Here is a 22,932-nt window from a genome sequence, read left to right as displayed (position 1 = left end):
CTCTGATCACCTCAGCCGGTCACCTCAGCCGGTCACCTCAGCCGGTCGTCACTTCAGCCGGTCGCGGATGCGCGCGCGCATCGAGGCCATGGTGAAGCCGCGCGGGTCCGTCTTGCCCGGCTGCCATTCGAGATGGCCGATCACCGAGCGCTCGGTCCAGCTGTGATGGCGGCAGATCGCCGCCGCGGCCCGCTCGATCGCCTCCAGTTGCGCCTCGGGCCACGGGTCCTTCCCGTCGCCGAGGTTTTCGCACTCGAAGCCGTAGAAGTGGCGATTGCCGTCGGTGTTCGCCTCGTTGTCCGGAGGCAGGGCCTTCTCGGCGATCACCGCGCGCAACACCTCGTCGTCGCCGAGCCCCGCGTGGTTGGCGCGGCCGTAGCCGACCAGGTGCACCCCGCCGTCCTTGGCGATCACGCCATGGCACAGCGGGCCGGGCAGCGAGTCGAAGCCGTCCCGGCAGATCCGTACGGTCAGGTCGGTGCCCGAGGTGACCGTGTGGTGGATCATTACGCCGTGCACCTCGCCCCAGGGCCCCTTGTGGTTTCTGTTGTGGTGCCGCCAGTCGCCGACCTGCACCACACGCAGGCCCTCTCGCTCCAGAGCCGCCAAAAAGTCCCCTGCGGACATGGGTGAGGCCATGGCCGCCTCCGTTCGCGTCGTGCGGGGCCGCCCCTCGCGGCCCGACTGTCACCCTCTGCATACCCATGAAAACACTCGGTGATGAGTCCTGGGGCAAGCGATGTGAGGCACTCCGGTTATCGTGCGTTCCGAGCCGCTCGACGATGCGCAGGAGATGCACGGCACCATGGACTACCAGGCAATTCTGGAGGAGGTCGCGGCCCACGTCGCGCCACAGATCGGCGGGGGCGAGGTGGCCCAGTACATCCCGGCGCTGGCCTCGGTGGACCCGCGCCGGTTCGGCATCGCCGTCGCGGACGTGGACGGCACGGTGACCGGGGTCGGCGACTGGGCGGTCCCCTTCTCCGTACAGAGCATCTCCAAAGCGTTCAGCCTCGCGCTCGTCCTCGAACAGGACGGCGAGCGGATCTGGCAGCGGGTCGGCCGGGAGCCGTCCGGCAACCCCTTCAACTCCCTGGTGCAGCTGGAGTACGAGAACGGCATCCCGCGCAATCCGTTCATCAACGCCGGCGCCCTGGTCGTCACGGACCGGCTGCAGACCCTGACCGGCGACGCCAGCACCACCATGCTGGAGTTCCTGCGCGCCGAGAGCGGCAACCCCGACCTCGCCTTCGACCAGGCCGTCGCCGCCTCCGAGTCCGAGCACGGCGACCGCAACGCCGCCCTCGCGCACTTCATGGCGAGCTACGGCAACCTCGACAACCCCGTCCCCACCGTCCTCGAGCACTACTTCTGGCAGTGCTCGATCGAGATCAGCTGCCGCGACCTGGCCGTCGCGGGCGGCTTCCTGGCCCGGCACGGGCTGCGCGCGGACGGGTCCCGGCTGCTGTCGCCGCGCCAGGCGAAGCGGATCAACGCGGTCATGCTCACCTGCGGTACGTACGACGCGGCGGGCGACTTCGCCTACCGCGTCGGCCTGCCCGGCAAGAGCGGCGTCGGCGGCGGCATCGTCGCGGTGATACCGGGCCGCTGCACGCTGTGCGTCTGGAGCCCCGGGCTCGACGCGCGGGGCAACTCGGTGGCCGGGATGGCGGCGCTCGACCACTTCACGACGCTGACCGGCTGGTCCGTGTTCTAAGGGCTGTGACGGGCCCTAGTGGCGTTCGGCCGGCGCGGGCGGGACCATGGAGAGAGCAGGAGGTGTACGCATGCAACACGAGATGCGCGCCGAATACGAGGAAGGCAGCTCGGGGCGGGTGGCCGGCGCGCCGGTCAAGATCTGGCACATGGTCCGCGCCAACGGCACGACCGCGATGTGCGGGCGCGAGCTGGCCTCGGACGCGGAGACGCAGTCGGCGGAGGTCTGGGCGACGGACGACTCGGTGCCCTTCTGCCATTCCTGTGGCGCGATGTATCTGCGCGAGGTTCCCTGACGAGGTGCTGTACCAGGAGTGGGGATCGGGGCCGTTGGGCGGCCGCGCGGTGGTGTGGTTCCGTACCGCCGGGGCCGGGCCGCAGCGGGTGCTGCCGGACGGCTGCACCGATGTGATCTGGAGCTATGGCGACCCGGCCGCCCCGGGCGGGGAGCTGTTCGTGGCCGGGCCCGACACCCGGGCCCACCTCGCCCAGGGCTCGCCGGGCACCCACTGGGTCGGTCTGCGGTTCGCCCCCGGCGCCGGGCCCGCCGTGCTCGGTGTGCCCGCGTACGAGCTGCGGGATCAGCGGGTGCCGTTGGCGGCGCTGTGGCCGGACGCCGAGGTGCGGCGGCTCGCCGAGCGGCTGGCGGAGGAGGTGGGCCGCGGCGGCCCGGGACCGGACGGTACTGGCCCGGACGGTACGGACCCGGGCTGCGCGACCCCGGACGGTACGGGCGACGGTACGGTCCCGCGCGGGGCCGGTCGCCTCCTGGGGGCCGTGGCGCTGGACCGGCTGCGTCGTGCGGAGCCGCCCGATCCGGCGTGCGGCGCGGTCGTCGCGGGGCTCTCCGGCGGCCGGACCGTCGCGGAGGTCGCCGCGGCGGTGGGCCTCGGGGAGCGGCAGCTGTACCGGCGGTCGCTCGCGGCGTTCGGCTACGGCCCCAAGACGCTGGCCCGGGTCCTGCGGCTGAACCGCGCGCTGGACGCGGCGCGGGCGGGAACGGCCTTCGCCGAGGTCGCGGCCGTCACCGGATACGCCGACCAGGCCCACCTCGCCCGCGAGGTCAGGACGCTGACCGGGGTGCCGCTGGGCCGGCTGCTGGCGCCCGAGCCGCCCGCGTAGCCGCGCCCCCGGTCAGTCGGCGGCCAGGGGCGCGAACAGGTCGACGCCGTTGCCGTCCGGGTCGAGGACGGTCGCGTAGCGGTGCCCCCAGAACGCGTCCCACGGCTCCTTGTACCCGCGCACGCCCGACTGGACGAGCTCGGCGTAGGTCTTGTCCACATCCGCCGGGCTGTCGCACGCGAAGGCCAGCCCGATGCGCTCCGACCCGCCCGTCGACGGCGTCCAGTCCGGGTCGAAGGAGCGGACGGTCTCGACGGGGTCCCACATCAGGCGCAGCCCGCCCGGCAGGGTCGCCTCGACGTGCGGCTGGGTGTCGGCGTCGGCGGGGATGTCGAGACCGAGGCGTCGGTAGAAGGCGAGTGAGGCGGCCAGGTCGGTCACGACCAGGCCGATCGCGTCGAATCTTGGTGTCATGCCGGCAGCGTAGGCACGCGGGCGGCCGCCGGTCTTGAACGAATCGGACGCGCCATCACGCTCAGGGGCAGCGGATGACCTGCCCCGCGTACGACAGATTGCCGCCGAAGCCGAAGAGCAGCACCGGTCGCCCCGGAGCGACCTCTCTCCGCTCGACCAGCTTGGACAGCGCGAGCGGCACGCTGGCCGCCGAGGTGTTGCCGGACTCCACGACATCGCGCGCGATGACCGCGTTCGTCGCGCCGAGCTTGCGCGCGACGGGCTCGATGATCCGCAGGTTCGCCTGGTGCAGCACCACCCCGGCCAGCTCCTCGGGGGTGATCCCGGCCCGTGCGCACACCTCGCGCGCGATGGGCGGCAGCTGGGTGGTGGCCCAGCGGTAGACGGCCTGGCCCTCCTGCGAGAAGCGGGGTGGGGAGCCCTCGATGCGTACGGCGTGGCCCATCTCGGGCACCGAGCCCCAGACCACCGGCCCGATCCCCGGGACGCCGTCGGCGCCCGCGCCGTCTGCCCTGTCTGTCCGCTGCTCGGGCACCACGACGGCCGCGCCGGCCCCGTCGCCGAGCAGCACGCAGGTCGAGCGGTCGGTCCAGTCGGCCGCCTCGGTGAACTTGTCGGCCCCGATGACCAGGGCGGCGGTGGCCGCCCCGGCCCGGATGGTGTGGTCGGCGGTGGCCAGGGCGTGGGTGAAGCCGGCGCACACCACATTGATGTCCAGGGTGGCGGGGGAGCCGAGGCCGAGCCGGGCGGCGACGCGGGCCGCCATGTTGGGGCTGCGGTCGATCGCCGTGGACGTGGCGACGACCACGAGGTCGATGTCGGCGGGCGTGAGCCCGCTCGTGGCGAGGGCCTTGCCGGCCGCCGCGGCGGCCATCTCGTCCACCGTCTCGTCCGCGCGGGCGATGTGCCGGGTGCGGATCCCGACCCGGGTGCGGATCCATTCGTCGCTGGTGTCGACGATGGCCGCCAGGTCGTCGTTGGTGAGCACCCTCGCGGGCTGGTAGTGGCCGACGGCCGCTATGCGTGACCCCGTCATCTTGCTGCCCCTTCGCGCGGGTGTTCATCCGGCCGTGGCCCCGGCGTGCGGGGGAGGTGGCAGCCGGTCGGGCTTATCGCCCTCCAGTCTTATGGGGGCGCACGGGGTTCGCGCACGCCGGTACCTGCCAATCTTACGCCCCGAGATCTGGAGCTTTCGGCCTTTCCAGCCGAGGAACCGGATCCCTCGGGGCCCCGTCTGAAGTCGTGTCCGCCGGTGAGGCGGGCGTTGAGAACGATGGCATGCGGTACGGGGGAGTGCGGAGTGCGGTACGTCGGGGGACGGATGTCATGGCCGGTGTGGCGGCGGACCTGGGTGGTGGTGCTGGCACTGGTGTCGCTCCAGCTCGGATCGCTGGTATGGCCGGCGTACGCCTGCGGCTGCGGGGGGCTGGTGCCCGGCCGGAACACCACCGTGGCGGTGGCGCGGGAGGCGTCGGTGGTGCGCTGGGACGGCCGCACCGAGGAGATCGTCATGAGCCTGACGGTGGGCGGCGACGCCCGCGAGGCGGCGTGGATCATGCCGGTGCCGCACCGGGCGACGGTCCGGCTCGGGGACCGCGCCCTGTTCGACGAGGTGCGTGCGCTCACCGCGCCGGTCCACCGGACGCGTCACTACTTCTGGCCGAGGACGGGCGACTGGCCCTTCGAAGGCCGCAAGATCGAGTACGCGGGCGGGGCCCCGGACGGCGCCCCGTCGGCCGCGCCCCCGCGCGTGGGCGTCGTCAGCCGTGAGCGGCTCGGCCCGTTCGACGTCGCCCGGCTCACCGCGACCGACCCGGGCGCGCTGCGCGACTGGCTGGAGGAGCACGGCTTCCAGCTGCCGGACCGGCTGGCGGAGGGGCTCAAGCCGTATGTGCGCGCCAAGTGGGAGTACGTCGCGGTGCGCCTGGCGCCCGCGGCGGCCGACGGCAGGGGCGAGGGCGGCAAGGCCGTACTCGGTGGGACGCTCGACCCGCTGCGGCTCACCTTCGACTCGGCCCGTCTGGTCTATCCGATGCGGCTGTCGCGGCTGGCGAAGACGCCGCAGAACCTTGAGCTGTACGTACTGGCGCCGCATCGCATGGAGCCGCGCGGCGACATCGGGGGCGGGGCACCGCGGATGACTTACGCCGGGTGGTTCACCCCGGGGCAGGCGCCGCTGGGGGACCTGGCGGAGCTGGCGGGGAGGCGGATGTTCCTGACGGGCTTCCAGCAGTCGTTTCCGCGGCCGGAACTCATCAACGCGGACCATGAGTTCCGGCGCGCCGAGACGGACGGCACCTATCAGCGCGTCACTTACGACCACAAGCTGTTGACCATTGGCGGCGTCCCCGCGTGGCTGCCGGCCGTGGGAGGCGGCCTCCTGGCCGTGGTGGCGGCCGCGCTCACGGCGCTGATGGCGGTCCGGCGCCGGGTCGTTCGGGACAGCTTGCCGTCGGGAGCCTGAAGGCCTGCTGGGCGCGGCCGCCGGCCGGGTCGGCGGCCGGGTCGCGGGGTATTGTTCACGCGGCCACCGTAAATACGCCAACGACACTTGCCCGCTCGTTCGTTGACTGGTGAGCGGATAGATGGGTATGTCATGTACTGACGGCGTCGCGCCTCCCTCACCCCAAGGGGGCTCTCATGTTTGACGATCGGCCCGCATTCGGCGTCCGTGTGCGTGTGCTCGATGGCGTCACGGTGGCTGAGATCACCGGCGAGCTGGACATCTTCGCCGCGGCGAGGATCTCCGCCCGGCTCGACTCCCTCGCCCGCGCGGCGCGTCCGGACCTGGTCCTGGACCTGCGGATGGTGACCTTCCTGGACTGTGCCGGGGTGTCCTTGCTGTGCCGGCTGCGCAACCGCGTGCTGGAGCGCGGCGGGCGGCTGCGGCTGGTGATCGTCGACCCGCGGTTCACCCGGCTGCTGCGGATGGTCCGGCTCGAGGACGCCTTCGAGGTCGTGGACGACCTGGCCCTGGCGGTCGTGCGGTCCGGGGAGGTGAGCGCCGGAGGGAACAACGGCGCCATCGCCTGAAGCGCATCCGGCCAAGTGTCAATAGTAAGAACAGAAATTCACTCGTACGAGCGTATTTACTCCAGGAAATATGGGGTGCCTACCTCCGTAACCGGCGGTCACCCCTCTACGCTCTCGGCACGTCACCCAGGACCCCGAGTGGTATCCGTCCCAATGCAGACTCTGCCCGCTTCCGGGACCCTATCGATGGTGAAAGGGGGCAGTGTGCCGTTCCGAGGTGATTTCGCGATGACGCAGCAAGGCGCTCCCCGTCGGGAGGCGCCTCCGCCTGCCGCGCTCACCCCCGAGCGCTTACGTGCGGACCGGAGTGCGGCGCCCCGCGCCTGCGCGTACGGCGTCGGCGGGTACACGGTCGTGGAGCTCCACGGCGAGATCGACATCGTCGGCCGGGACTGCGTCGGCCTGGAACTGGACCGGGCCACCTTCCCGCCCGCGCCCGCCGTCGTCATCGACCTGACCCCGACGTGCTTCTTCGACTGCTCGGGGCTGGAGCTGCTGTGCCGCGCCTACCGCCGGGTGCGGGACCGCGGCGGCCGGCTGCGGGTGGTCTGCGACAACCCCCTGATCCTGCGCACGCTGCGGGTGGGCGGGCTGCTCGACGTACTGTGCCCGGTGGCGACGCTGGCCGACGCCCTGCGGGAGGACTGACAGCGATGACCGCCGCGGCTCAGGCCCGCCGGTTCCGGCCGGGGCCGACGCGGTGGCCCGGCCGCCGGCGGCCGAGGACGCGATGGTGCCGCAGGGGGCGTTGTCCGGGCGGGGTGTCGCCGTAGCGGAGAGCGGAGACCCGATTGCCGTGCTGGGCGTTGAGCCGGTGGATCACCACCACGCCGACGGTGATCAGCGCGGCGATCACGGCCACGGTGACGATGGTCTCCATGGTGCTCACTCTCCGCGGCCGGACCCCAGTCCTGGGGGAATCCGGCCGGTATGTGCGAAATGCTCTCGGTGCCTTTACCGTACTCCCGGCGGACAGCGGACCGCACCCGGCGTGGAGCGGGTGCCGGGTGCGGTGCGAGGTGCTGGTGGTGGTGGCCCTATCGGGCGCTCACCTCGAGCGTCTTGCTGAGGCCGGCCAGGCCGTTCGCCCACAGCTGGTTCACCCTGCTCTTCTCGGCCGCGTTGGGCTGTGAGTTCTTGCAGGACGTGCCTGGCCCGCCACCCGACATCAGCTCGCTGCACGGACCCGAGTAGTGGTCCGGCAGCCCGAGCACATGGCCGGTCTCGTGCGCGGTGACACGGGTGGAGTCGTACTGCTGGTTCTGCGCGAAGTCCAGGAATATGTAGCCGTTGCCGTGGCCGTCCGTGCTCGCGTACGAGCCGCTCGGGTCGTTGCCCTCGCGGTACTCGAAGTCGGCGTTGCTGCCTTCCTTCAGCTGCACATTGCTCACCGAGGAGTTCCAGATCTGGGTGGAGCGCGCTATCACGGACTTGAAGCTCGGGGCCTTGCTGGTGCTGTAGGTGACGGTGACGGCCTGCGTGCCGGGCACCACGCCCCGCTTGGCCAGCACCGACTTGATCACGGCCTGGAGGAAGGCGTCGGTGTCGCCGCGGCTCTCGCCGCTCGCGACGTAGGCGGACTTGGCGGTGTGGCCGACGACACCGCTGTCGGGTGCGGCGGCGGAGGCGGGTACGGCGGACAGGGTCGAGGCCAGGCCGAGGCCCAGAGTGGCCACGAGCGCCGACGTGGAGAATCTCATGTGGGGGGCTCCTCATCGTCCGTCAGGTCCCGGCCGCCGTGGTGTGGGGTGGCGGGCCGAGGCCGTGGGATGAACGCTTGGTGCCCCGAAGTCTTGGTCAGATCCGGCGCTGCGCGGAGATACCAACAGGCGATAGCACCATCACATAGCCCCCGCGCGAGGCCATGTTCCCGGCCGTTCCGGCCGTCCTCCTGGCGCCAATTGGCCGCCCGGGATGTGGTGTTCGTGGGCATTGAGTGTCTGGTGTGACGTCCTGACGCCCCGTTATGCTCACGCCGTGGAGCTCGAGGTCAGGCACCTTCGCGCACTGTGCGCCATCGCCGACGCCGGCAGCTTACGGAAGGCCGCACGGCAGCTGGGCATGAGCCAGCCCTCGTTGACGACCCAACTCAGACGCATCGAGAACGCCATCGGCGGCCCGCTGTTCTCGCGCGAACTCACCGGCAGCCGGCCGACCCCGCTCGGGCGTTCCGTGCTGTGCCGGGCCCGGCCGATCGTGGCCGAAATGAACGCCCTGGTCGCCGAGGCCAAACAGGAGGCCGGCCCGGCCGCCGGCACCCGGCTGCGCGTCGGCAGCACGGGCAGCCAGGCCGTGGCGGGATGGCTGCGCCGACTCCGCGCCCGCTTCCCCGACGCGGACACCACCATCCACATAGACGTCTGGGCCGACTCGCTGCTGCGGATGGTCGCCGAGAGCCAACTGGACGCCGCCTTCGTCCACGAGGCCGAGGGCGCCCCGCCGCGCGTTCCCGCCGGCGTACGGCGACGCGTCCTCGTCGCCCGCGAGCCCCAGTTCGTCGCCCTCCCCGCCACTCACCCGGCCACCGCCCGCCCCGTCGTCCCCCTCACGGACCTCGCCGCCGACCAGTGGATGGTCGACCCCGCCCTGGACGGCCAAGAAGCCACTCTCCGCCGCGCCTTCGCCGCGGCGGGCCGAAGACCCCGCGTCGTCTACGGCGACTACCCCACCGCTGCCGACCTGGTCGCCTCCGGCGAACTCATCACCCCCTGCCGCCCCACCGCCACCCCCCGCCCAGGCCTCACCATCCGCCCCCTCCGCGACGACCCCCTCACCCTCCGCCTCTCCCTGGCCTCCCGCGCCACCGATCCGCCCAACGCGGACGCGCTCTTCCACGACCTCAGGGACTCCTACCTGGAGGCGGCCTGGGCGAGCGCGGTGTACCGGCAGTGGCTGCTGCGCAATGACAACCCCCTGCTGCGCACCCGCGACGGCATGTGCCCCGTCCCGCCCTCGGCCCGTGAGGCCTCGGCGTGAGGCGTGGAAGTCCTCGTCCGGCTCAGGCGGCGATGCGGAGGATGCTCTTGCCGTGGGTGGCTCCATCGGCCAGGTGCTGTACGGCCTCGCCGAGGTCGGCCATCTCGTACTCGGCGGTGACATCCGGACGGATTCGCCCGGCGGCTGCCAACTGCAGGGCCTCTCGGGCGCTTTCGGCCAGGCGGTCGGGGTGGGTCTGGCTGAGCAGGTTGCTGTTGTAGGTCAGCGCGGACTTGCCGCTCATCAGCAGATCGTTGGCGCTGAGTGCGACGGGGTCGAACGTGGCGAGGTTGCCGTAGATCACCAGCCGGCCGTGCGGCGCGAGGCGCCGCAGGTTGGTCTCGCGTATCGGCCCGCCGACGGGATCCAGGATCACGTCGAACAGCTCCTGGGCGGGGGCGTCGGTGAACTCCCCACGCGTGATCAGTTGGTCGTAGCCGAATCGGGCCGCGTAAGCGGCGCGTCGGGCGTCTTTGACGACGCCGACGATACGGCCGGCGCCGGCGGTCCTGGCGACCTGGGCGGCGAGGCTGCCGACGCCGCCGGCCGCCGCATGGATGAGGACGCTCTCGCCGGGACACACCCGGCCAACGGTGTTGATCAGGTCATAGGCGGTGGGGGCGGCCCAGCCGCACCCGGCGGCGGTCCGCAGGTCCACGCCGAAGGTGTCGAAGCTGAGCGCGGCGGGCGCCACCACCACCTCGGCGTAGGCACCGCCGCTGGTCAGCGCCGTCACCTGCTGCCCGAGGCGGTCTTCGTCGACGCCTTCGCCGAGGGCGATGATGTGTCCGGCCGCTTCGAAACCGGGCACGAACGGTCGCGGCACGGGGAAGTGGCCGCCGCGCACCAGGACATCACCCCACTGGATTCCCGCGTACTGAACGCGGATCGCGACCTCGCCGGGTCCGGGAGTGGGCTCGTCGATGTCGGTGAGGCGGAATCGGTCGTCGGTGTCCAGGACGACAGCCTTCATGGTCACTGCTCCCTGAGGTGAATCAGTATCCTGATACAGGAGACGCTACGAGTATCAGCTACCTGAGTCAACCAAGGGTTCTGTGAAAGATGGAGGGCGACGTGACCGAGATCCCGGCCGAGGAGTACCTGTGCACGCGCATCCGCCGCACCGAACAGGCCCTGATGGCCCATCACGAGGCGGTCCTGCGCGGCTACGGCCTCACCATGACGCAGTACACCGTCCTGCTCGCGCTGTCGCGGCAGGAGGGCATGTCCGGCGCGCAACTCGCCCGCGCCGCCGGGGTTACCCAGCAGACCATGGCCTCTGTCCTGACCGGCCTGCAAAGAAAGCAGCTCATTACCCGCCGGCCGTCATCCGTGCATGCCAAGGTGCTGCTCGCCTCCTTGACCGATCAGGGTCATGAGGTGCTCGAGCGCGCCTACGGGGAGGTGATCGTGCTCGAACGCGCCCTCACCGACGCCTTCACCCCGGACGAGCACGCCGCGCTGTGCGGCCTCCTGGAGCGCGCCACCACGGTGCTCGTCCAGCAGACCCCTCAGGCCGAAGGCGCTGCTCGGGCCGGATCGGCTACTGGGGGAGCCGGTCGAAGTCGCCGTGCTTGACGCCTCGTATGAAGGTGGCCCACCGGGCCGGGGCGGTGGTGATGACAGTGGTCGGGGCGTCGCTCTCGCGCAGGAGTATGAGGTTGTGCGGCGACGCTGCGACCTCCACACACTCGCTGCTGACTTGACCGCTGCTGAAGCTTGACTTCCGCCACGAAGGCATGAACGGGTTCCCTTTCACAGTACGTACAGCAAGTGCTGGATGAGCTGGAGTGAGTCTCTCTCCGTATAGCACTCGTGTCCGCCCCTACTGGCAATCGGTGACAGCGCTACCGCGCTGAGGTGTTCGAAGGCGGTGTTGTACTGGGCAAGGTGCTCCCGGTCGCCGAGGAAGACGGATGAGACCGGATGCTCTACGTATACGGTGCTCAGCTCTGGTACCCGGCTGTCCAAGATGCTGAAAGGAGCGCCTGGGGTAGCGGCCGCGTTGACGTCCGCCTGGAACGGCAGCAGTTGAATGCGCACATGAGGGAGTTCGGCCGTCTTGACCAGATGTTCGATCTGACGACGCATGACGTGAACGGGCACGAACTGCATGAGCAGAGCGGCTTCATGGACGACCGCATGGAAGTGCTGCGATCCGTCGACCAGCGCTTGCTGCCGACGCTGTCGGAACTCGACAGCGCTGTCCACGACGTCGGGTCTGTCGGGCTGACTTCCCTGAAAGAGGTAACGCATGTAGTCCGGGGTCTGGAGCAGACCAGGCACGTACATCCACTGGAACGAACGGTGTGCCGCAGCGCCCGCCTCCAACTCCGCAAGGTCAAAGGCTCGGCCATCATGGGTTTCCTTGTAGGTCGACCACCATCCCCGGCCTGTGGCACGGCCTATCTCGCACAGCCCATCAATCAAGGGATGGCTTGTGCAACCGTATACGTTTGCGAGCGCCCGTAGTTTCTCCTCCGGGATGGCCGTTCGGCCCGTCTCGATGTGACTCATGTGCGCTCGCCCCAGCCCCACGTGGGCACCCGCTTCCGTCGCGGACAACCCACTCGCCTCGCGCAGCTTCCGTAGCTCTTCGCCCAGCCGTCGTTGCCGTTGGGTCGGGTTGGCACGCAACCCCATCGCGCGACTCCCTTCGTGGATCACGCGCAGTCTGCCTGCCTCTGGGGTGATGGGTCCACTCGGGAGGGTTAATTCCTGCGATTAAGTTGCGCTAGCTAAACCACCGACCCTACCGTCAGGGACCAGTCGCCCAACCGGCGGGCGCCATCCGGCCATTGGCCGAAGGAGGCAACATGCCCATGAGCCCCGAGCACCCCCGTGCCGACTTCTCCCTCGTCTTCCCGCCTGATCCCACCTGGGTCCGCACCGCCCGCGAAGCAGTGCGCACCGCCGTGCGTACCGCCAATCGCCCCGATCTCGCCGACACCGCCCTTCTCCTCACCTCGGAGGCCGTCACCAACGCCGTCACCGCCTGCCTGCGCAGCGATTGCGCGGCACCCGTCACCCTCTACGCCGAGTGGGGCGCCCTCGGCACGCTCCGGGTCCTTGTCAGCGATGACGCCCCCGGCATGCCTTCACCACGCACCCTCACCCAGGCCGAGACGGACACGGAAAACGGCCGAGGCTTGTTCCTCATCGAAAGCTGCGCCGCCGAGTGGGGCGTCTGCCACCACGGACCCGGACCTGGAAAGGCGGTGTGGTTCCAGGTGGGCGGCGCTGGCTCATGACCCTTCCAGCGCCCCAATGGCCGACGTGATCAGTGCCCGTGCCGCCGCTCCGTACACGGCCAGTGCGGAACATGGAGAGAGGCGCGGTCGTCGGCCGGACGGTCTTCATCCGTCCCGTCGGCGGCGGGCGTGAGTGGGAAGTCCCGTTCGCGAAGGTCCGACCAGTCAGCCGCATGACCGGCACACCGCACCAACGCACGCTCGGCGTCGACGCCCGCAAGCGCGGAGTCAGTGTTCGAGGGCCCTGAACGCTCCTCCCCGAGACCCCCGTGCCGGCTGGACCGGAGCCCCGGCAGGTCGAGCCCAACTGGAACGGGTGCACGTGTACGACGGTGCGAGGAGATCCCCCGTGCCGACAGCACAGAAGAGAGTGGCGTCAGCGGCTGCCGCCGTGGGTATCCCGATGCGGCTGACAGACCACAAGGCCGTCTTTCGACATGACCCGGACGACGGCGACACCATGCCCGAAACCGATGTGCCCTCACCCCCTCGGGCGGCGACTGCGGTGATGGCGACGGCTGTGGCCGTCAGTAACCCCGGCAGACAGGACGGCCCCGCCAACGCACACGGGGCTGTCCTCGTCCGCGAAGCTCCGCCGCACCGCCAAAGCAATCGCGGGAGGAGAGGACATCGGCGGCTGTCAGCATGACCGGCAGGAGCCTGGGCTCCGGAGGGGGATCGGCTGCAAGAAACGTTTGATGGTGAGCAAGTGATTCTTGTAGGGGGTGTCGGGGTGCCCCTCTTGACCGGCGGATCTCCCGAGGGTGCGCACACACCGAACCGGGTCAGGAACGCTGGGCGTTCCTGACCCGGGAGTGTCGCTTTTCTCGGCAGCGGATGCGGGGCCGGCGGGCCCGTGCCCCCTATCTGCTCACGCTTTTTGCAGATAGGGGATGCATATTGTCGGCCCCCATGGGTTTCCGTCACTCGACGTGGCAATGGTTGAAACCGAGACGACAGGCGGCTTCACGTCCATGGAGGGTGCCGCCGAAGGTGCGTGGAGGGCAGCCCCCAGCACAAGCAGGGTTATTGTCATGTTCGCTTTCAAAAGGTCGTGACTGAGCGTTGCCGGAACGTTATTTCGGCAACGGCAACTACTCTAGTCATGACTCACCCTTGAGGGGTAATCGAGGCGCTGAGGGTCTCAGTTGCGCCCACGGGTCGACCCGCTCGGGTTCGATCGGTTAATCGCATGAATCTTTTCCCTGACGGGTGCCGCAAAGCGCGATGCGTTCAAGTTTTCGAATAGATGTAGGGAGTGTCGCCACAGTTCTTCTGCATGTTGCAATTGTCCGTTTTTGGCGTGGAGTTCCGCCAGTGCGTCGCAGGCTCGCGCTTCTTCCTCGACGGCGTGGAGCCTGCGGGCGAGTGTGATGGAAGCGTTGAGATGGTCGGCGGCGGACCTGTCGTGGCCCAGTCGCCGCTCCACCGTGCCGAGCGAGCGCAGGGCTCGGGCTTCTTCCAGCGCTGCGCCGATGGTCCTGGCCAGTTCTAGGGAGCTGGTGTAGTGGGCCGCGGCCTCATGTAATCGCCCCGCGGTGTGGAGCGCTTCTCCAATCCCCGCGAGGGTCGCGCATTCACTCCGTCTGTCCCCCAGGCGACGAAAGGTGAAGAGGGCATCCCGCTGGAGGTCGAGAGCGGAATCAACCTTCTCGGGGGAGGAATTCAGCGTGCTGCCGAGAGTGGCCATGATTTTCGCCTGATCGGACCTGCTCCCGATGGCCCGGGAGATCTCGAGCGACTTCTCCAGCGCGCTGCGGGCGGAATCCACGTCGTCGGTGTGGAGATATAACTCCGCGAGATTGTTCAATGTGATGGACTCGCCCCTGCGGTCACTCAAAGTCTGGAACGCGGAAAGAGCGTTTTGGAACGCGTCGAGGGATTCCGCATGCCTGCCGAGATAGAGCAAAGTTATGCCCACCATCATCTGGGAGCGGGCCACTTTCCAGGAGTCATTGGTTCGCCTGCGGAGTTCCAGTAACTCTTCATGGACCGCAAGGGCCCCCTCCAGTTTTCCGAGGTGCCATTGGAGGGTGCCGAGGCTGTTGAGGGCTTCCTCCTCTCCCTCTGTGTCGCCCGTCGCCCGGGCCAGTTCGAGGGCTCGCTGCCCAGCCTCGTCGGCCTGGCCGTAGCGGCCGGCGTGGGAGTGCACGGCGCTCAGGTCGATCAGCGCGCGGGCCTCCGCGCGGGTGTCTCCCGAGGTGCGCCAGTGGGCCGCCGCGTGCTCGTGCATGCGTTGGGCCTCGGCCCAGTAGCCCTCGGCGTCCAGGAAACCGGCCAGGACGTGGGCGAATTGGGCGGCCTGGGTGGGGTGGTGGTGGGTGCGGGCGTGGCGTTCGGCGGCGACGAGGGCGGTGCGTTCGGCGGTGAGCCAGTGTTTGGCGTCCTGGGCGTCGGGCCAGGCGGGGAGGGGGCAGGGGGAGGGGGCGAGGTGGAGGTCGAGGCGGGCGCGGCGGGGGTAGATCATGCGGTCGGCTTGGGCCGAGGCGTTGAGGTGGAAATCGATGAGCCGTTGGATCGCCTGCTCGCGCTCTTCTTCTGTGTCCTCGGTGGCCGCGAGGGTGAGGGCGTATTCGCCCAGAAGATCATGGAAACGGTAGCGGTCGGGTGCGGGTTCTTGCAGCAGGTGTGCGTCGAGCAGGGATTCGATGATGCGCTCGGTCTCTTCCAGGGGCAGACCGGTGAGTGCCGCGGCGGAGTGGGGGCCGAATTCGGGGCCGAGGTGGAGGCCGAGGAGGCGGAAGACGGTTTGCTGATCGGTCGTCAGCGTGTTGTACGACATCTCGAACGCGCGGGCGATATCGGTGTATACGTCGCGGAATTCGCTGAGCCGGCCGTGGCCGCGGGACAGCCGTTGAATGAGGTGAGCGGTGGTCCAGGTGGGGCGGGAGATCATCCGGCCCGCGGCGAGTTCTATCGCGAGTGGTAATTGGCCGCACAGCCGGACAAGATTCGCCACGTCGTTCGCGTCCTGGCTGCGTTCGGGCCCCACCAGCCGCCGGAAGAGGGCGGCCGCGTCGTCGGTCGGTAAGACGTCCAGGAAGAGCGGGCGGACACCGGGCAGGCCGACCAGACGGCGGCGGCTGGTGATGATGATCAGGGAGGAGGAGCTGCCGGGGAGCAGCGGGCGCACCTGCTCGGGGTCGGCCGCGTCGTCGAGGATGATCACGGCGCGGCGGGAGGTCAGCATGGTGCGCCACAGGGACGTCAGCTCGTCCAGGTCGTGCGGGATGGCGGTGGCGGGGACGCCGAGGTAGCGCAGCAGGCTGGTGAGGGCGGCCTGCGGGGTGAGGGGGCGCTGGCCGGCGGCGTGTGCCTGGAGGTCGAGATGGAGCGAGCCGTCGGGGAAGCGCCGGGCGAGGCGGCGCGCGGCGTGCAGAGCCAGCAGGCTCTTCCCGACGCCGCCCATGCCCGTGATCGTTTGGAGTGCGATCACCGCGCCGCCGCCCGTCGGCGACTGGAGGGCGGCCTGCAGGGTACGCATCTCCTCTTCCCGGCCGACGAGTTCGCCGTGGCCCGGCAGGTTGTTCGGGGCGGTGGCGACGGTGGCGGCTGCGGTCGCTGTTGCGGTGGCGGTCGGCGTGTGGCCGGTGAGGAGTTCGCTCACCGGCGCCCGGTTCAGGATGAGCCGGTGGGTGTGGGTCAGCGCCTCGCCCGGGTCGGCACCCAGCTCCTCCGAGAGGCGGCGCCGCGCGAGGTCGTACGTGCGTAGCGCGTCCGCCTGCCGACCGCTGCTGTAACTGGCCACCATCAGATGGCGGATGAGCGTCTCGTCGGTGGGGTGCCGGGCGACGAGCGCCGAAAGCTCGCCCACCAGATCCACGAAGCGCCCTCGGCGGAACTCGATGCCGATCCGGGTCAGGGTCGCGGCCAGGCGGCCCTCGGCCAGGGTCGCGCGGGCGTTCTCCGCCCACAGGCCGCCGAGACCGGCCAGCGGCTCGCCCCGCCACAGCGCCTCCGCCTGCTGCAGCAGCGCCAAGGCCTGCGCGTCGTCGCCGCTGTCGGACAGTGAGCGGGCCTGGGCGGCCAGCCGGCCGAAGCGGTGCCAGTCGACGGTGTCCGGGTCCACGTCGAGGGTATAGGTGTGGGCTCGCTGGATGAGCAGCGACGGGCTGCCCGGCCCGTCTGGCGGAGGCAGCCGTCGGCGGATCTTGGCCGCGCAGGAGTGCAGGCTCGCCCGTGGTTTGCCGGGCGGATCGCCGTCCCACAGGTGGTCGATCAGGGTGTCCAGCGCGACCGGCTTGCCCGCCTCGAGGGCCAGGGCGGCGAGCATCAGGGCGATCTTGGCGGATCCGAGCGGGTCGCGGCGGCCCTCCGCGCGCAGTTCGACGGGCCCAAGGATCGAGATCTCGAAGTCCACCAGCGCTCCCCTTATCGCCGGTCCGCATCGCCCCTTGAAAAGCAGCATGACATCGGGACAACTTTGGTCACCAGACGGCCTTTGGGGCGGGCGGGGAGCGAGGCCATCAGCGCGGGCTCCCGCCCGGTGACCGCGGCCCCGTGGGCTGCCGTCACCCGGACGCCGGCAGCGCCTGCTCCGCCCAGATCGTCTTCCCGGTGGCCGAGTGCCGGCTGCCCCAGCGCAGGCTGAGCTGGGCAACCAGCAGCAGCCCGCGGCCGCCCTCGTCGAAGACGCGGGCGCGGCGCAGGTGCGGGGCGGTGTTGCTGCTGTCGGAGACCTCGCAGATCAGCGTGTGGTCGTAGATCAGGCGCAGTTGGATGGGCGCGGTGGCGTGCCGCATGGCGTTGGTGACCAGCTCGCTGACGACCAACTCGGTGGTGAAGACGGCCTCGTCGAGCCCCCAGGCCATCAGCTGGTCCGTCACATCCCGGCGGGCGCGGGCCACGAGGGCCGGGTCGTCGGGCACGTCCCAGGTCGCCACGCGCGACGCGTCCAGACCGCGGGTGCGGGCCAGGAGGAGGGCGACGTCGTCGGAGGCGCCGTGCTCGGGGAGCAGCGCGCGCAGCACGCTGTCGCACCCCGCGTCCAGGGAGGGGGCGAGGTGGGCCAGCGCGTCGGTGAGGGCGGTGAGCCCTTCGTCGAGGTCGCGGCCCCGGCCACCGATCAGGCCATCGGTGTAGAGGGCGAGCACCGCGTCCTCGGGCATGTCGAACTCGACCGATTCGAAGGGCAGTCCGCCGACGCCCAGCGGCGGCCCGGCCGGCACCTGGACGGGGCTCACCGTGCCGTCGGGGGCCACCAGGACCGGCGGCGGATGGCCCGCGCGGGCGAGCGAGCAGCAGCGGGCGACCGGGTCGTAGACCGCGTACAGGCAGGTGGCCCCGACGTCCCCGGTGGGTGTGATGTCCTCGGCGGGCGCGACGTCCCCGGTGGGCGTGGTCGCGCCGCCCTCGGCGGACAGGCGGATGACGAGGTCGTCGAGGTGGGTGAGCAGTTCGTCGGGCTGCAGGTCGACGTCGGCCAGTGTGCGGACCGCCGTGCGCAGCCGCCCCATCGTGGCCGAGGCCTGGATGCCGTGGCCGACCACGTCGCCGACGACCAGCGCGACCCGCGCCCCCGACAGCGGGATCACATCGAACCAGTCGCCGCCCACCCCGGCGTACGGCCCGGCGGGCTGGTAGCGGAAGGCGACGTCCAGCGCGGTGGGCCTGGGCAGAGTCTGGGGCAGCAGGCTGCGCTGGAGCGCCAGGGCGGTGTCGCGCTCCCGGGTGAAGCGGCGCGCGTTGTCCAGGCAGACGGCGGCCCTGGCGGTGATCTCCTCCGCGAGCAGCACGTCGTCGTGGGTGAACGGATCGGGCCGGGTGTGGCGGGAGAAGAAGGCCACCCCGAGGGTGACCCCACGGGCCCGGATGGGCACCGACATGAACGAGTGGAGGCCGTAGGCGCGCAGCATGGCGGCGAGGGCGGGGCTCTCGGCCGCCCAGCGCCTGATGGCGGCGTCGGTCGAGCGGAGGAGGCGGGGACGGCCCACCGCCAGGGACTCGGACTGTGGGGAGTACTCCGGATAGGTGCCCACCTGCCCCAGCTTCACCACGGCCTCCGGGGCACCGGGGAGGACGGACTGATGGGCGATCCGGCGCAGCACCACCGGGCCGGCGAGCGGGCCGGGCGGCGGCTCGACGAACCCCTCGACCCCCTCGTTCTGGTCGAGCCGCTCCAGCAGGTCGACGCTGACGAAGTCGGCCAGGCCCGTGACGCCGACGTCGGCCAGCTCCTGCGCGGTCCGGGTGACGTCGAGCGTGGTGCCGATGCGCACGCTGGACTCGCTGAGCAGCAGCAGCCGCTGCCGGGCGAGGTACTGCTCGGTGATGTCGTGGGCGGCCAGACAGACGCCGCGCATCTCGCCGTCCGCCGTCCTGAGCGGGGCGAGGCGGGCGGACCAGGCGTGTGCGTGGGCCTCGGCGCCTATGCGGCGGAACGTCTCCACATCGCGCCGCTCGCCGGTGCGCACCACCTCGGCCATGTGCCGTTCGAGCTCTTCGCTCTCCAGCTTCCCGCCGATCTCCGACAGCCGCAGGCCGCGGATCTCGTCCTCGGGCAGGCCGATGACCTGGGCCATCTGATCGTTGATCTTGCGTAGCCGCAGCATGTTGTCGTAGACCGCCACCGCGCAGGGGGCCTGCTGGGACGCCAGCACCAGCAGGGCGTCGTCCTCCGCCTCCTCGACGGCCCTGGCCTCCCCGGCGTCCTCGGTGCCGCCGTCGGGGTCCGGGAGCGGCGCGACCAGCAGCCAGTCGCCCGGCCCGTCATCGGCCGGCTTGCCGCGGTGGGCCAGCAGCCGGACGCGTACGGGGTGGCCGTCGCGGTGGCGCAGGGTCAGCGTTCCGCTCCAGCGGGGGAGGGCCGCCACCGTCCGTACGTCGGCGGGGGAGACCTCCTCGGCGAGCAGCGCGGCGGCGCTCCGCCCCACCACCTCCGCGGGAAGGTGGCCGAGCAGCCGCCGGGCGCCCTCGTTCCAGCTGGTCACGACGGCGTCAGCGCTGACCGTGGCCCTGGCCGTGGCCGCCTCGTCGAACGAGTCGCCCCGCCGGTCGCCGAGCCCGTCGCCAAAGGGAAGGGCACTCTCGTGGCCCGTCATCGTCGATCTGTCCCACTTTCACCGCGCCTGGCCGCGGCCTCCGAGGGGGAGGTCACAAGGGCGCGCAGATCCAGCGTCGTGCACATCCGTCCCAACATCAACCGGGGGTGCGCCGCAGAACCTTCGTCAGCAGCCGCCAGGCCGTACGCAGCCGTCAGGGCCCGTACGCCGCGTCCAGGACGGCCGCGACGCGGTCGAGCGCGGAGGCTGGCGGGGTGTAGGGCAGCCGCAGATAGTGGGCGAGGGTGCGGTCGGCTGCGAAGCCCGGGCCGGGCGAGACCTCCACCCCCAGCGCACGGGCCCGCTCCGCCACCGCGTCGGCCCGCGCGCCGGCCAGCCGCAGCCACAGGGCGAGCCCGCCGGGCGGCACGGTGAAGGTCCAGCGGTCGTCCCCGGCCAGCAGCCCGGCCAGGTGATCGCGCTGCCGCCGCAGTTCCGACCGGCGCCGAAGCAGCACCGGCATCGGGTCGGCCAGCAGCTCGGCGGCCACGAGCTGCTGCATCGGCGACGCGGACAGTGGCGGGCACAGCGGGTCGCGGCACAGCTCGCCGATCAGCCCGGCCGGCCCCCGGAGCCAGCCGACGCGCAGACCGCCCCATACGGTCTTGGCGGCCGAGCCGATCAGCAGGGCGTGGCGGATCCGGGGCAGCGGCGCCCGGCTCTCGGTGCCCTCGCGCAGGTCGAGGTCGCGCATTGTCTCGTCCGCCACGACCGTGACCCGGTGCCGCGCGGCCGACTCGGCGACGGCCCGGCGGGTACGGGGGGTCATGAGCGCGCCGGTCGGGTTCTGGAAGTCGGGCACCAGGTAGGCCAGTCCGCCGCGCGCGGCGCGGAAGGCGTCGTCGAGCTGGTCGAGGTCCCAGCCGTCGCCGGTGACCCGGCAGCCGGTCAGGCGCGCCCCGGCCCCGCGCAGCAAGGGGAGGGCGCCGAAGTAAGTGGGGATCTCGACGGCCGCGACGCGCGGGCGCAGATTCGCGGCGAGCAGCGCGAGGGCGGCGCGGGCGCCCGAGGTGACCAGGATCTGCTCGGGCCGGGTGGGCAGCCCCTCGTCCGTGTGGCGGCGGGCGATCAGCGACCGCAGCTCGGGCAGGCCCGGACCCGGTTCCCCGTCCTGGGCCAGCACGGGGGCCGCGCGCTCGGCGGCCCGGAGCATGGCCGCCTGATACGCCTCGCGGGGCGCGGCGGGCACGGCCTGACGCAGGTCCATGACGCCCGCCTCCCCGGTCGCGGAAAGGGGCGCGATGCGGGCGGCGGCCGCGGGAGGCAGCCGTACGGTGCTCGCGCTGCCGTGCCGGGTGTGGACCCACCCGCCGTTCCGCAGCGTCGTCAGCGCGGCGGTCAGGGTGCCGCGGCTGACGCCGAGCGCGGTGGCGAGGCGGCGTTCGGCGGGCAGCGTGCTGCCGGTGCGCAGCCGTCCGTCCAGCACCGCCTCCCGTACGGCGTCGGCCAGCGCGGCGACCAGGGGGGTGCCGGGCCTGCGCCACTCGCCCAACACCCTGACCAGCTGCTGCTCAGTGCCGGTACGCCCGCCCTGTGCCGACGGGCCGCCCTCAACCATCCGGCTGCCCCCTCCTGTCCGGATGCCCTGTGCCCACACTGGTCCAGTTTTCCACGATTGGACCAGGCCTCTTGATCGCTCGCATGCCTAGGGTCGGCCCGACCCCCCGACGAGACTGAGGACGGAGCCGACGATGCACCCCCGACTCGCCCACGACCTGGCCGACCTGCCCGACGCCCTGGAGGCCACCCGGCTGCTGGCCACGGGCTTTCTCGACGGGCTGGAGGAGCGGCCGGTCATCCCCTCCGTACGGCCGCCCGAGCCCGTCCCGCTCCCCGCGGAGGGGGCCGGACTGCGGGGCGCGCTCGAGGAGTTCGCCGAACGATGGGAGCCGGCCTTCGGGGCGAGCGCCGGGCCGCGCTACCTCGGGTTCGTCACCGGCGGCAGCACCCCGGCCGCGCTGGCCGGGGACTGGCTGACCGCGACCATGGACCAGAACTCGAACTCGTCGCTGGACGACGCCGGGCAGCGGCTGGAGCGCCAGACGGTCGGGTGGCTGCGTGAGCTGTTCGACCTCGGCTCGGCCCACGAGGGCGCGTTCGTCAGCGGAGCCACCATGTCCAACACGGTCGGCCTGGCCATCGCCCGCGAGTGGCTGGGGGAGCGCCGGGGCGTCTCGGTCGCCGAAGCCGGAGCGGCGGCCCTGGGACCGGTGCGGGTGCTGTCCGGCAGTCCGCACTCCAGCATCGCCAAGGCCCTGTCCGTGCTCGGCCTGGGCCGAGGCGCCCTGGTCCCGGTGGGGACCCTGCCCGGGCGGGAAGCGGTCGACCCGGCCGCGCTGGAGGAGGCGCTGGCCCGGGCCGACGGCCCGTGCGTGGTCGTCGCCAACGCCGGCACGGTCAACACCGTCGACTTTGACGACCTGCGCGCCGTCGCCGCCCTGAAGGAGCGCCACGACTTCTGGCTGCACGTGGACGCCGCCTTCGGCGCCTTCGCCGCGCTCTCCCCACGCCATGCGCACCTCGTGGCCGGCCTGGACGCGGCCGACTCGGTCTGCGTGGATCTGCACAAGTGGCTGAACGTGCCGTACGACAGCGCCGTCCAGTTCACCCGCCGCCGCGCCCTGCAAGCCCGCGTCTTCCAGAACGCGGCCGCCTACCTCGGCCCGCTCGGCGGCACCCCCGACCTCGTCCACCTCACCCCCGAGAACTCCCGCCGCCTGCGCGCCCTCGCCGCCTGGTTCACGCTGCGGGCCTACGGGCGGGACGGGCACCGCGACATCGTCGAGCGCTGCACGGACTGCGCGTACGCCCTGGGCGAGGCCGTCGACGCCACCCCGGGGCTGCGGCTCCTCGCCCCCGTCCGGCTGAACGTCGTCTGCTTCACCCTGGCCGAGGACCCCACCCTCGAACGGCTCGCCGCCTTCGCCGAGTCGCTGGCCGACGAGGTCTTCCTCACCCCGACCGTCTACACGGGCGTCCCCGCGCTACGGGCCGCCTTCAGCAACTGGCGCACCACCGAGGCCGATGTACGCCGCATCGCCGCGCGTCTCGGGGAGCACGTCTGACCGATCTCCCGTGTTGACAGGGGGAAGATCGCCCGGCTGTAATGGCGCGCGGTGCCACGTGGCGTCGGCCAATGAGCAGTGGGCAGGCCGGCAGCTGGGCGAGCACCATCACGAAGGGACCACGTCATGAGCGCCTACTCCGCGCTGTGCGTCTGATCTGAGCGCCTCGGCGTGTCGTCCCTCATCCGTCACTTCCGCTCAGCCGACTGAGCACACCGACGTCCAGATCTCCGGACCTCCGGATCTTCGGACCTCCGGATCTTCGGACGAGGGTCGCGCGCCTCACCGTCGTCGACCATCACCGCGGTCATCGAC

At 71.4% G+C, this 22,932-nt stretch carries 21 protein-coding genes; 10 read left to right on the top strand and 11 right to left on the bottom strand.

Translation table 11 applies throughout. From position 1 onward, the window contains the following. Positions 1 to 48: 48 nt before the first annotated feature. Positions 49 to 639, bottom strand: coding sequence for an N-acetylmuramoyl-L-alanine amidase (locus ACWY4P_RS18755; RefSeq protein WP_456211697.1), 591 nt, complete (start codon positions 637 to 639; stop codon positions 49 to 51). 166 nt (positions 640 to 805) lie between these two features. Here ACWY4P_RS18755 and ACWY4P_RS18750 point away from each other — a divergent pair, with 166 nt between their 5' ends. From ACWY4P_RS18750 to ACWY4P_RS18740, 3 genes are all read left to right on the top strand, one after another. Further along, on the top strand, positions 806 to 1,717 hold the full coding sequence (locus ACWY4P_RS18750) for a glutaminase (protein ID WP_456212969.1): 912 nt from the start codon (positions 806 to 808) through the stop codon (positions 1,715 to 1,717). 70 nt (positions 1,718 to 1,787) lie between these two features. Next, positions 1,788 to 2,012, top strand: a complete 225-nt coding sequence (locus tag ACWY4P_RS18745) for a hypothetical protein (protein ID WP_456211696.1) — start codon at positions 1,788 to 1,790, stop codon at positions 2,010 to 2,012. 34 nt (positions 2,013 to 2,046) lie between these two features. Further along, entirely contained in the window at positions 2,047 to 2,838 is a 792-nt protein-coding gene (locus ACWY4P_RS18740; RefSeq protein ID WP_456212968.1) for a DUF6597 domain-containing transcriptional factor, read from the top strand. A 12-nt stretch (positions 2,839 to 2,850) separates the two neighbouring features. Here ACWY4P_RS18740 and ACWY4P_RS18735 read toward each other — a convergent pair whose 3' ends face one another. Together ACWY4P_RS18735 and ACWY4P_RS18730 are read right to left on the bottom strand one after the other, a co-directional pair. Further along, a complete protein-coding gene (locus tag ACWY4P_RS18735; protein WP_456211695.1) occupies positions 2,851 to 3,252 on the bottom strand; it encodes a VOC family protein in 402 nt (133 codons plus the stop codon). Positions 3,253 to 3,313: 61 nt separating this feature from the next. Then, on the bottom strand, positions 3,314 to 4,288 hold the full coding sequence (locus ACWY4P_RS18730; RefSeq protein ID WP_456211694.1) for a beta-ketoacyl-ACP synthase III: 975 nt from the start codon (positions 4,286 to 4,288) through the stop codon (positions 3,314 to 3,316). A 285-nt stretch (positions 4,289 to 4,573) separates the two neighbouring features. On the opposite strand from ACWY4P_RS18730, the gene ACWY4P_RS18725 reads away from it, so the two are divergent. From ACWY4P_RS18725 to ACWY4P_RS18715, 3 genes are all read left to right on the top strand, one after another. Continuing rightward, entirely contained in the window at positions 4,574 to 5,716 is a 1,143-nt protein-coding gene (locus ACWY4P_RS18725; protein WP_456212967.1) for a DUF2330 domain-containing protein, read from the top strand. A gap of 176 nt (positions 5,717 to 5,892) precedes the next feature. Further along, positions 5,893 to 6,285 carry an STAS domain-containing protein gene (locus ACWY4P_RS18720; RefSeq protein ID WP_456211693.1) on the top strand — a complete coding sequence of 131 codons (393 nt, stop codon included), beginning with the start codon at positions 5,893 to 5,895 and terminating at the stop codon, positions 6,283 to 6,285. 228 nt (positions 6,286 to 6,513) lie between these two features. Continuing rightward, on the top strand, positions 6,514 to 6,933 hold the full coding sequence (locus tag ACWY4P_RS18715) for an anti-sigma factor antagonist (protein WP_456211692.1): 420 nt from the start codon (positions 6,514 to 6,516) through the stop codon (positions 6,931 to 6,933). A gap of 19 nt (positions 6,934 to 6,952) precedes the next feature. On the opposite strand, the gene ACWY4P_RS18710 is transcribed toward ACWY4P_RS18715, so the two are convergent. Both ACWY4P_RS18710 and snpA read right to left on the bottom strand, forming a co-directional pair. Continuing rightward, positions 6,953 to 7,165: a hypothetical protein gene (locus tag ACWY4P_RS18710; protein ID WP_456211691.1), complete on the bottom strand. Its 213-nt coding sequence runs from the start codon at positions 7,163 to 7,165 to the stop codon at positions 6,953 to 6,955. Between the two features lie 157 nt (positions 7,166 to 7,322). Continuing rightward, complete coding sequence (gene snpA / locus ACWY4P_RS18705) at positions 7,323 to 7,985, bottom strand: snapalysin (RefSeq protein ID WP_456211690.1); 663 nt, start codon at positions 7,983 to 7,985, stop codon at positions 7,323 to 7,325. Between the two features lie 277 nt (positions 7,986 to 8,262). Between snpA and ACWY4P_RS18700 the strand changes: the two genes are divergently transcribed. Then, complete coding sequence (locus ACWY4P_RS18700) at positions 8,263 to 9,261, top strand: LysR family transcriptional regulator (protein WP_456211689.1); 999 nt, start codon at positions 8,263 to 8,265, stop codon at positions 9,259 to 9,261. A gap of 22 nt (positions 9,262 to 9,283) precedes the next feature. Here ACWY4P_RS18700 and ACWY4P_RS18695 read toward each other — a convergent pair whose 3' ends face one another. Beyond that, positions 9,284 to 10,234 (bottom strand): quinone oxidoreductase family protein, encoded by a 951-nt coding sequence (locus ACWY4P_RS18695; RefSeq protein ID WP_456211688.1) that lies wholly within the window; start codon positions 10,232 to 10,234, stop codon positions 9,284 to 9,286. A gap of 101 nt (positions 10,235 to 10,335) precedes the next feature. On the opposite strand from ACWY4P_RS18695, the gene ACWY4P_RS18690 reads away from it, so the two are divergent. Continuing rightward, the gene (locus tag ACWY4P_RS18690) at positions 10,336 to 10,839 is read left to right on the top strand and encodes a MarR family winged helix-turn-helix transcriptional regulator (RefSeq protein WP_456211687.1); all 504 of its coding nucleotides are present in this window, start codon (positions 10,336 to 10,338) and stop codon (positions 10,837 to 10,839) included. Here the strand turns inward: ACWY4P_RS18690 and ACWY4P_RS18685 are convergent. After that, a complete protein-coding gene (locus ACWY4P_RS18685) occupies positions 10,805 to 10,948 on the bottom strand; it encodes a DUF397 domain-containing protein (protein ID WP_456211686.1) in 144 nt (47 codons plus the stop codon). The genes ACWY4P_RS18690 and ACWY4P_RS18685 overlap by 35 nt on opposite strands. 68 nt (positions 10,949 to 11,016) lie before the next feature. After that, positions 11,017 to 11,904 (bottom strand): helix-turn-helix domain-containing protein, encoded by an 888-nt coding sequence (locus tag ACWY4P_RS18680; protein ID WP_456211685.1) that lies wholly within the window; start codon positions 11,902 to 11,904, stop codon positions 11,017 to 11,019. 173 nt (positions 11,905 to 12,077) lie between these two features. On the opposite strand from ACWY4P_RS18680, the gene ACWY4P_RS18675 reads away from it, so the two are divergent. After that, entirely contained in the window at positions 12,078 to 12,512 is a 435-nt protein-coding gene (locus ACWY4P_RS18675; RefSeq protein ID WP_456211684.1) for an ATP-binding protein, read from the top strand. Positions 12,513 to 13,656: 1,144 nt separating this feature from the next. Here the strand turns inward: ACWY4P_RS18675 and ACWY4P_RS18670 are convergent. From ACWY4P_RS18670 to ACWY4P_RS18660, 3 genes are all read right to left on the bottom strand, one after another. Continuing rightward, positions 13,657 to 16,872, bottom strand: a complete 3,216-nt coding sequence (locus tag ACWY4P_RS18670) for an AfsR/SARP family transcriptional regulator (RefSeq protein ID WP_456211683.1) — start codon at positions 16,870 to 16,872, stop codon at positions 13,657 to 13,659. A 151-nt stretch (positions 16,873 to 17,023) separates the two neighbouring features. Next, positions 17,024 to 19,552 (bottom strand): SpoIIE family protein phosphatase, encoded by a 2,529-nt coding sequence (locus ACWY4P_RS18665; protein ID WP_456211682.1) that lies wholly within the window; start codon positions 19,550 to 19,552, stop codon positions 17,024 to 17,026. Positions 19,553 to 19,706: 154 nt separating this feature from the next. Next, the gene (locus ACWY4P_RS18660; RefSeq protein WP_456211681.1) at positions 19,707 to 21,110 is read right to left on the bottom strand and encodes an aminotransferase-like domain-containing protein; all 1,404 of its coding nucleotides are present in this window, start codon (positions 21,108 to 21,110) and stop codon (positions 19,707 to 19,709) included. 133 nt (positions 21,111 to 21,243) lie between these two features. Here ACWY4P_RS18660 and ACWY4P_RS18655 point away from each other — a divergent pair, with 133 nt between their 5' ends. Continuing rightward, a complete protein-coding gene (locus tag ACWY4P_RS18655) occupies positions 21,244 to 22,617 on the top strand; it encodes a pyridoxal phosphate-dependent decarboxylase family protein (protein ID WP_456211680.1) in 1,374 nt (457 codons plus the stop codon). The last annotated feature ends 315 nt before the right edge of the window (positions 22,618 to 22,932 follow it).

The organism is Streptomyces sp. LZ34, assembly GCF_053890475.1.
The sequence above is the reverse complement of the archived record's forward strand: the minus strand, read 5'-3'. Positions and strand labels throughout refer to the sequence as shown.

Bases quoted from the DNA above. Each gene is read 5' to 3' on its own strand.
- ACWY4P_RS18755 (WP_456211697.1), bottom strand. From the start codon at position 639: ATGGCCTCACCCATGTCCGCAGGGGACTTTTTGGCGGCTCTGGAGCGA.
- ACWY4P_RS18660 (WP_456211681.1), bottom strand. From the start codon at position 21,110: ATGGTTGAGGGCGGCCCGTCGGCACAGGGCGGGCGTACCGGCACTGAG.
- ACWY4P_RS18695 (WP_456211688.1), bottom strand. From the start codon at position 10,234: ATGAAGGCTGTCGTCCTGGACACCGACGACCGATTCCGCCTCACCGAC.
- ACWY4P_RS18680 (WP_456211685.1), bottom strand. From the start codon at position 11,904: ATGGGGTTGCGTGCCAACCCGACCCAACGGCAACGACGGCTGGGCGAA.
- ACWY4P_RS18735 (WP_456211695.1), bottom strand. From the start codon at position 3,252: ATGACACCAAGATTCGACGCGATCGGCCTGGTCGTGACCGACCTGGCC.
- ACWY4P_RS18710 (WP_456211691.1), bottom strand. From the start codon at position 7,165: ATGGAGACCATCGTCACCGTGGCCGTGATCGCCGCGCTGATCACCGTC.
- ACWY4P_RS18730 (WP_456211694.1), bottom strand. From the start codon at position 4,288: ATGACGGGGTCACGCATAGCGGCCGTCGGCCACTACCAGCCCGCGAGG.
- ACWY4P_RS18745 (WP_456211696.1), top strand. From the start codon at position 1,788: ATGCAACACGAGATGCGCGCCGAATACGAGGAAGGCAGCTCGGGGCGG.
- ACWY4P_RS18725 (WP_456212967.1), top strand. From the start codon at position 4,574: ATGTCATGGCCGGTGTGGCGGCGGACCTGGGTGGTGGTGCTGGCACTG.
- snpA (WP_456211690.1), bottom strand. From the start codon at position 7,985: ATGAGATTCTCCACGTCGGCGCTCGTGGCCACTCTGGGCCTCGGCCTG.
- ACWY4P_RS18655 (WP_456211680.1), top strand. From the start codon at position 21,244: ATGCACCCCCGACTCGCCCACGACCTGGCCGACCTGCCCGACGCCCTG.
- ACWY4P_RS18720 (WP_456211693.1), top strand. From the start codon at position 5,893: ATGTTTGACGATCGGCCCGCATTCGGCGTCCGTGTGCGTGTGCTCGAT.
- ACWY4P_RS18715 (WP_456211692.1), top strand. From the start codon at position 6,514: ATGACGCAGCAAGGCGCTCCCCGTCGGGAGGCGCCTCCGCCTGCCGCG.
- ACWY4P_RS18750 (WP_456212969.1), top strand. From the start codon at position 806: ATGGACTACCAGGCAATTCTGGAGGAGGTCGCGGCCCACGTCGCGCCA.
- ACWY4P_RS18665 (WP_456211682.1), bottom strand. From the start codon at position 19,552: ATGACGGGCCACGAGAGTGCCCTTCCCTTTGGCGACGGGCTCGGCGAC.
- ACWY4P_RS18675 (WP_456211684.1), top strand. From the start codon at position 12,078: ATGCCCATGAGCCCCGAGCACCCCCGTGCCGACTTCTCCCTCGTCTTC.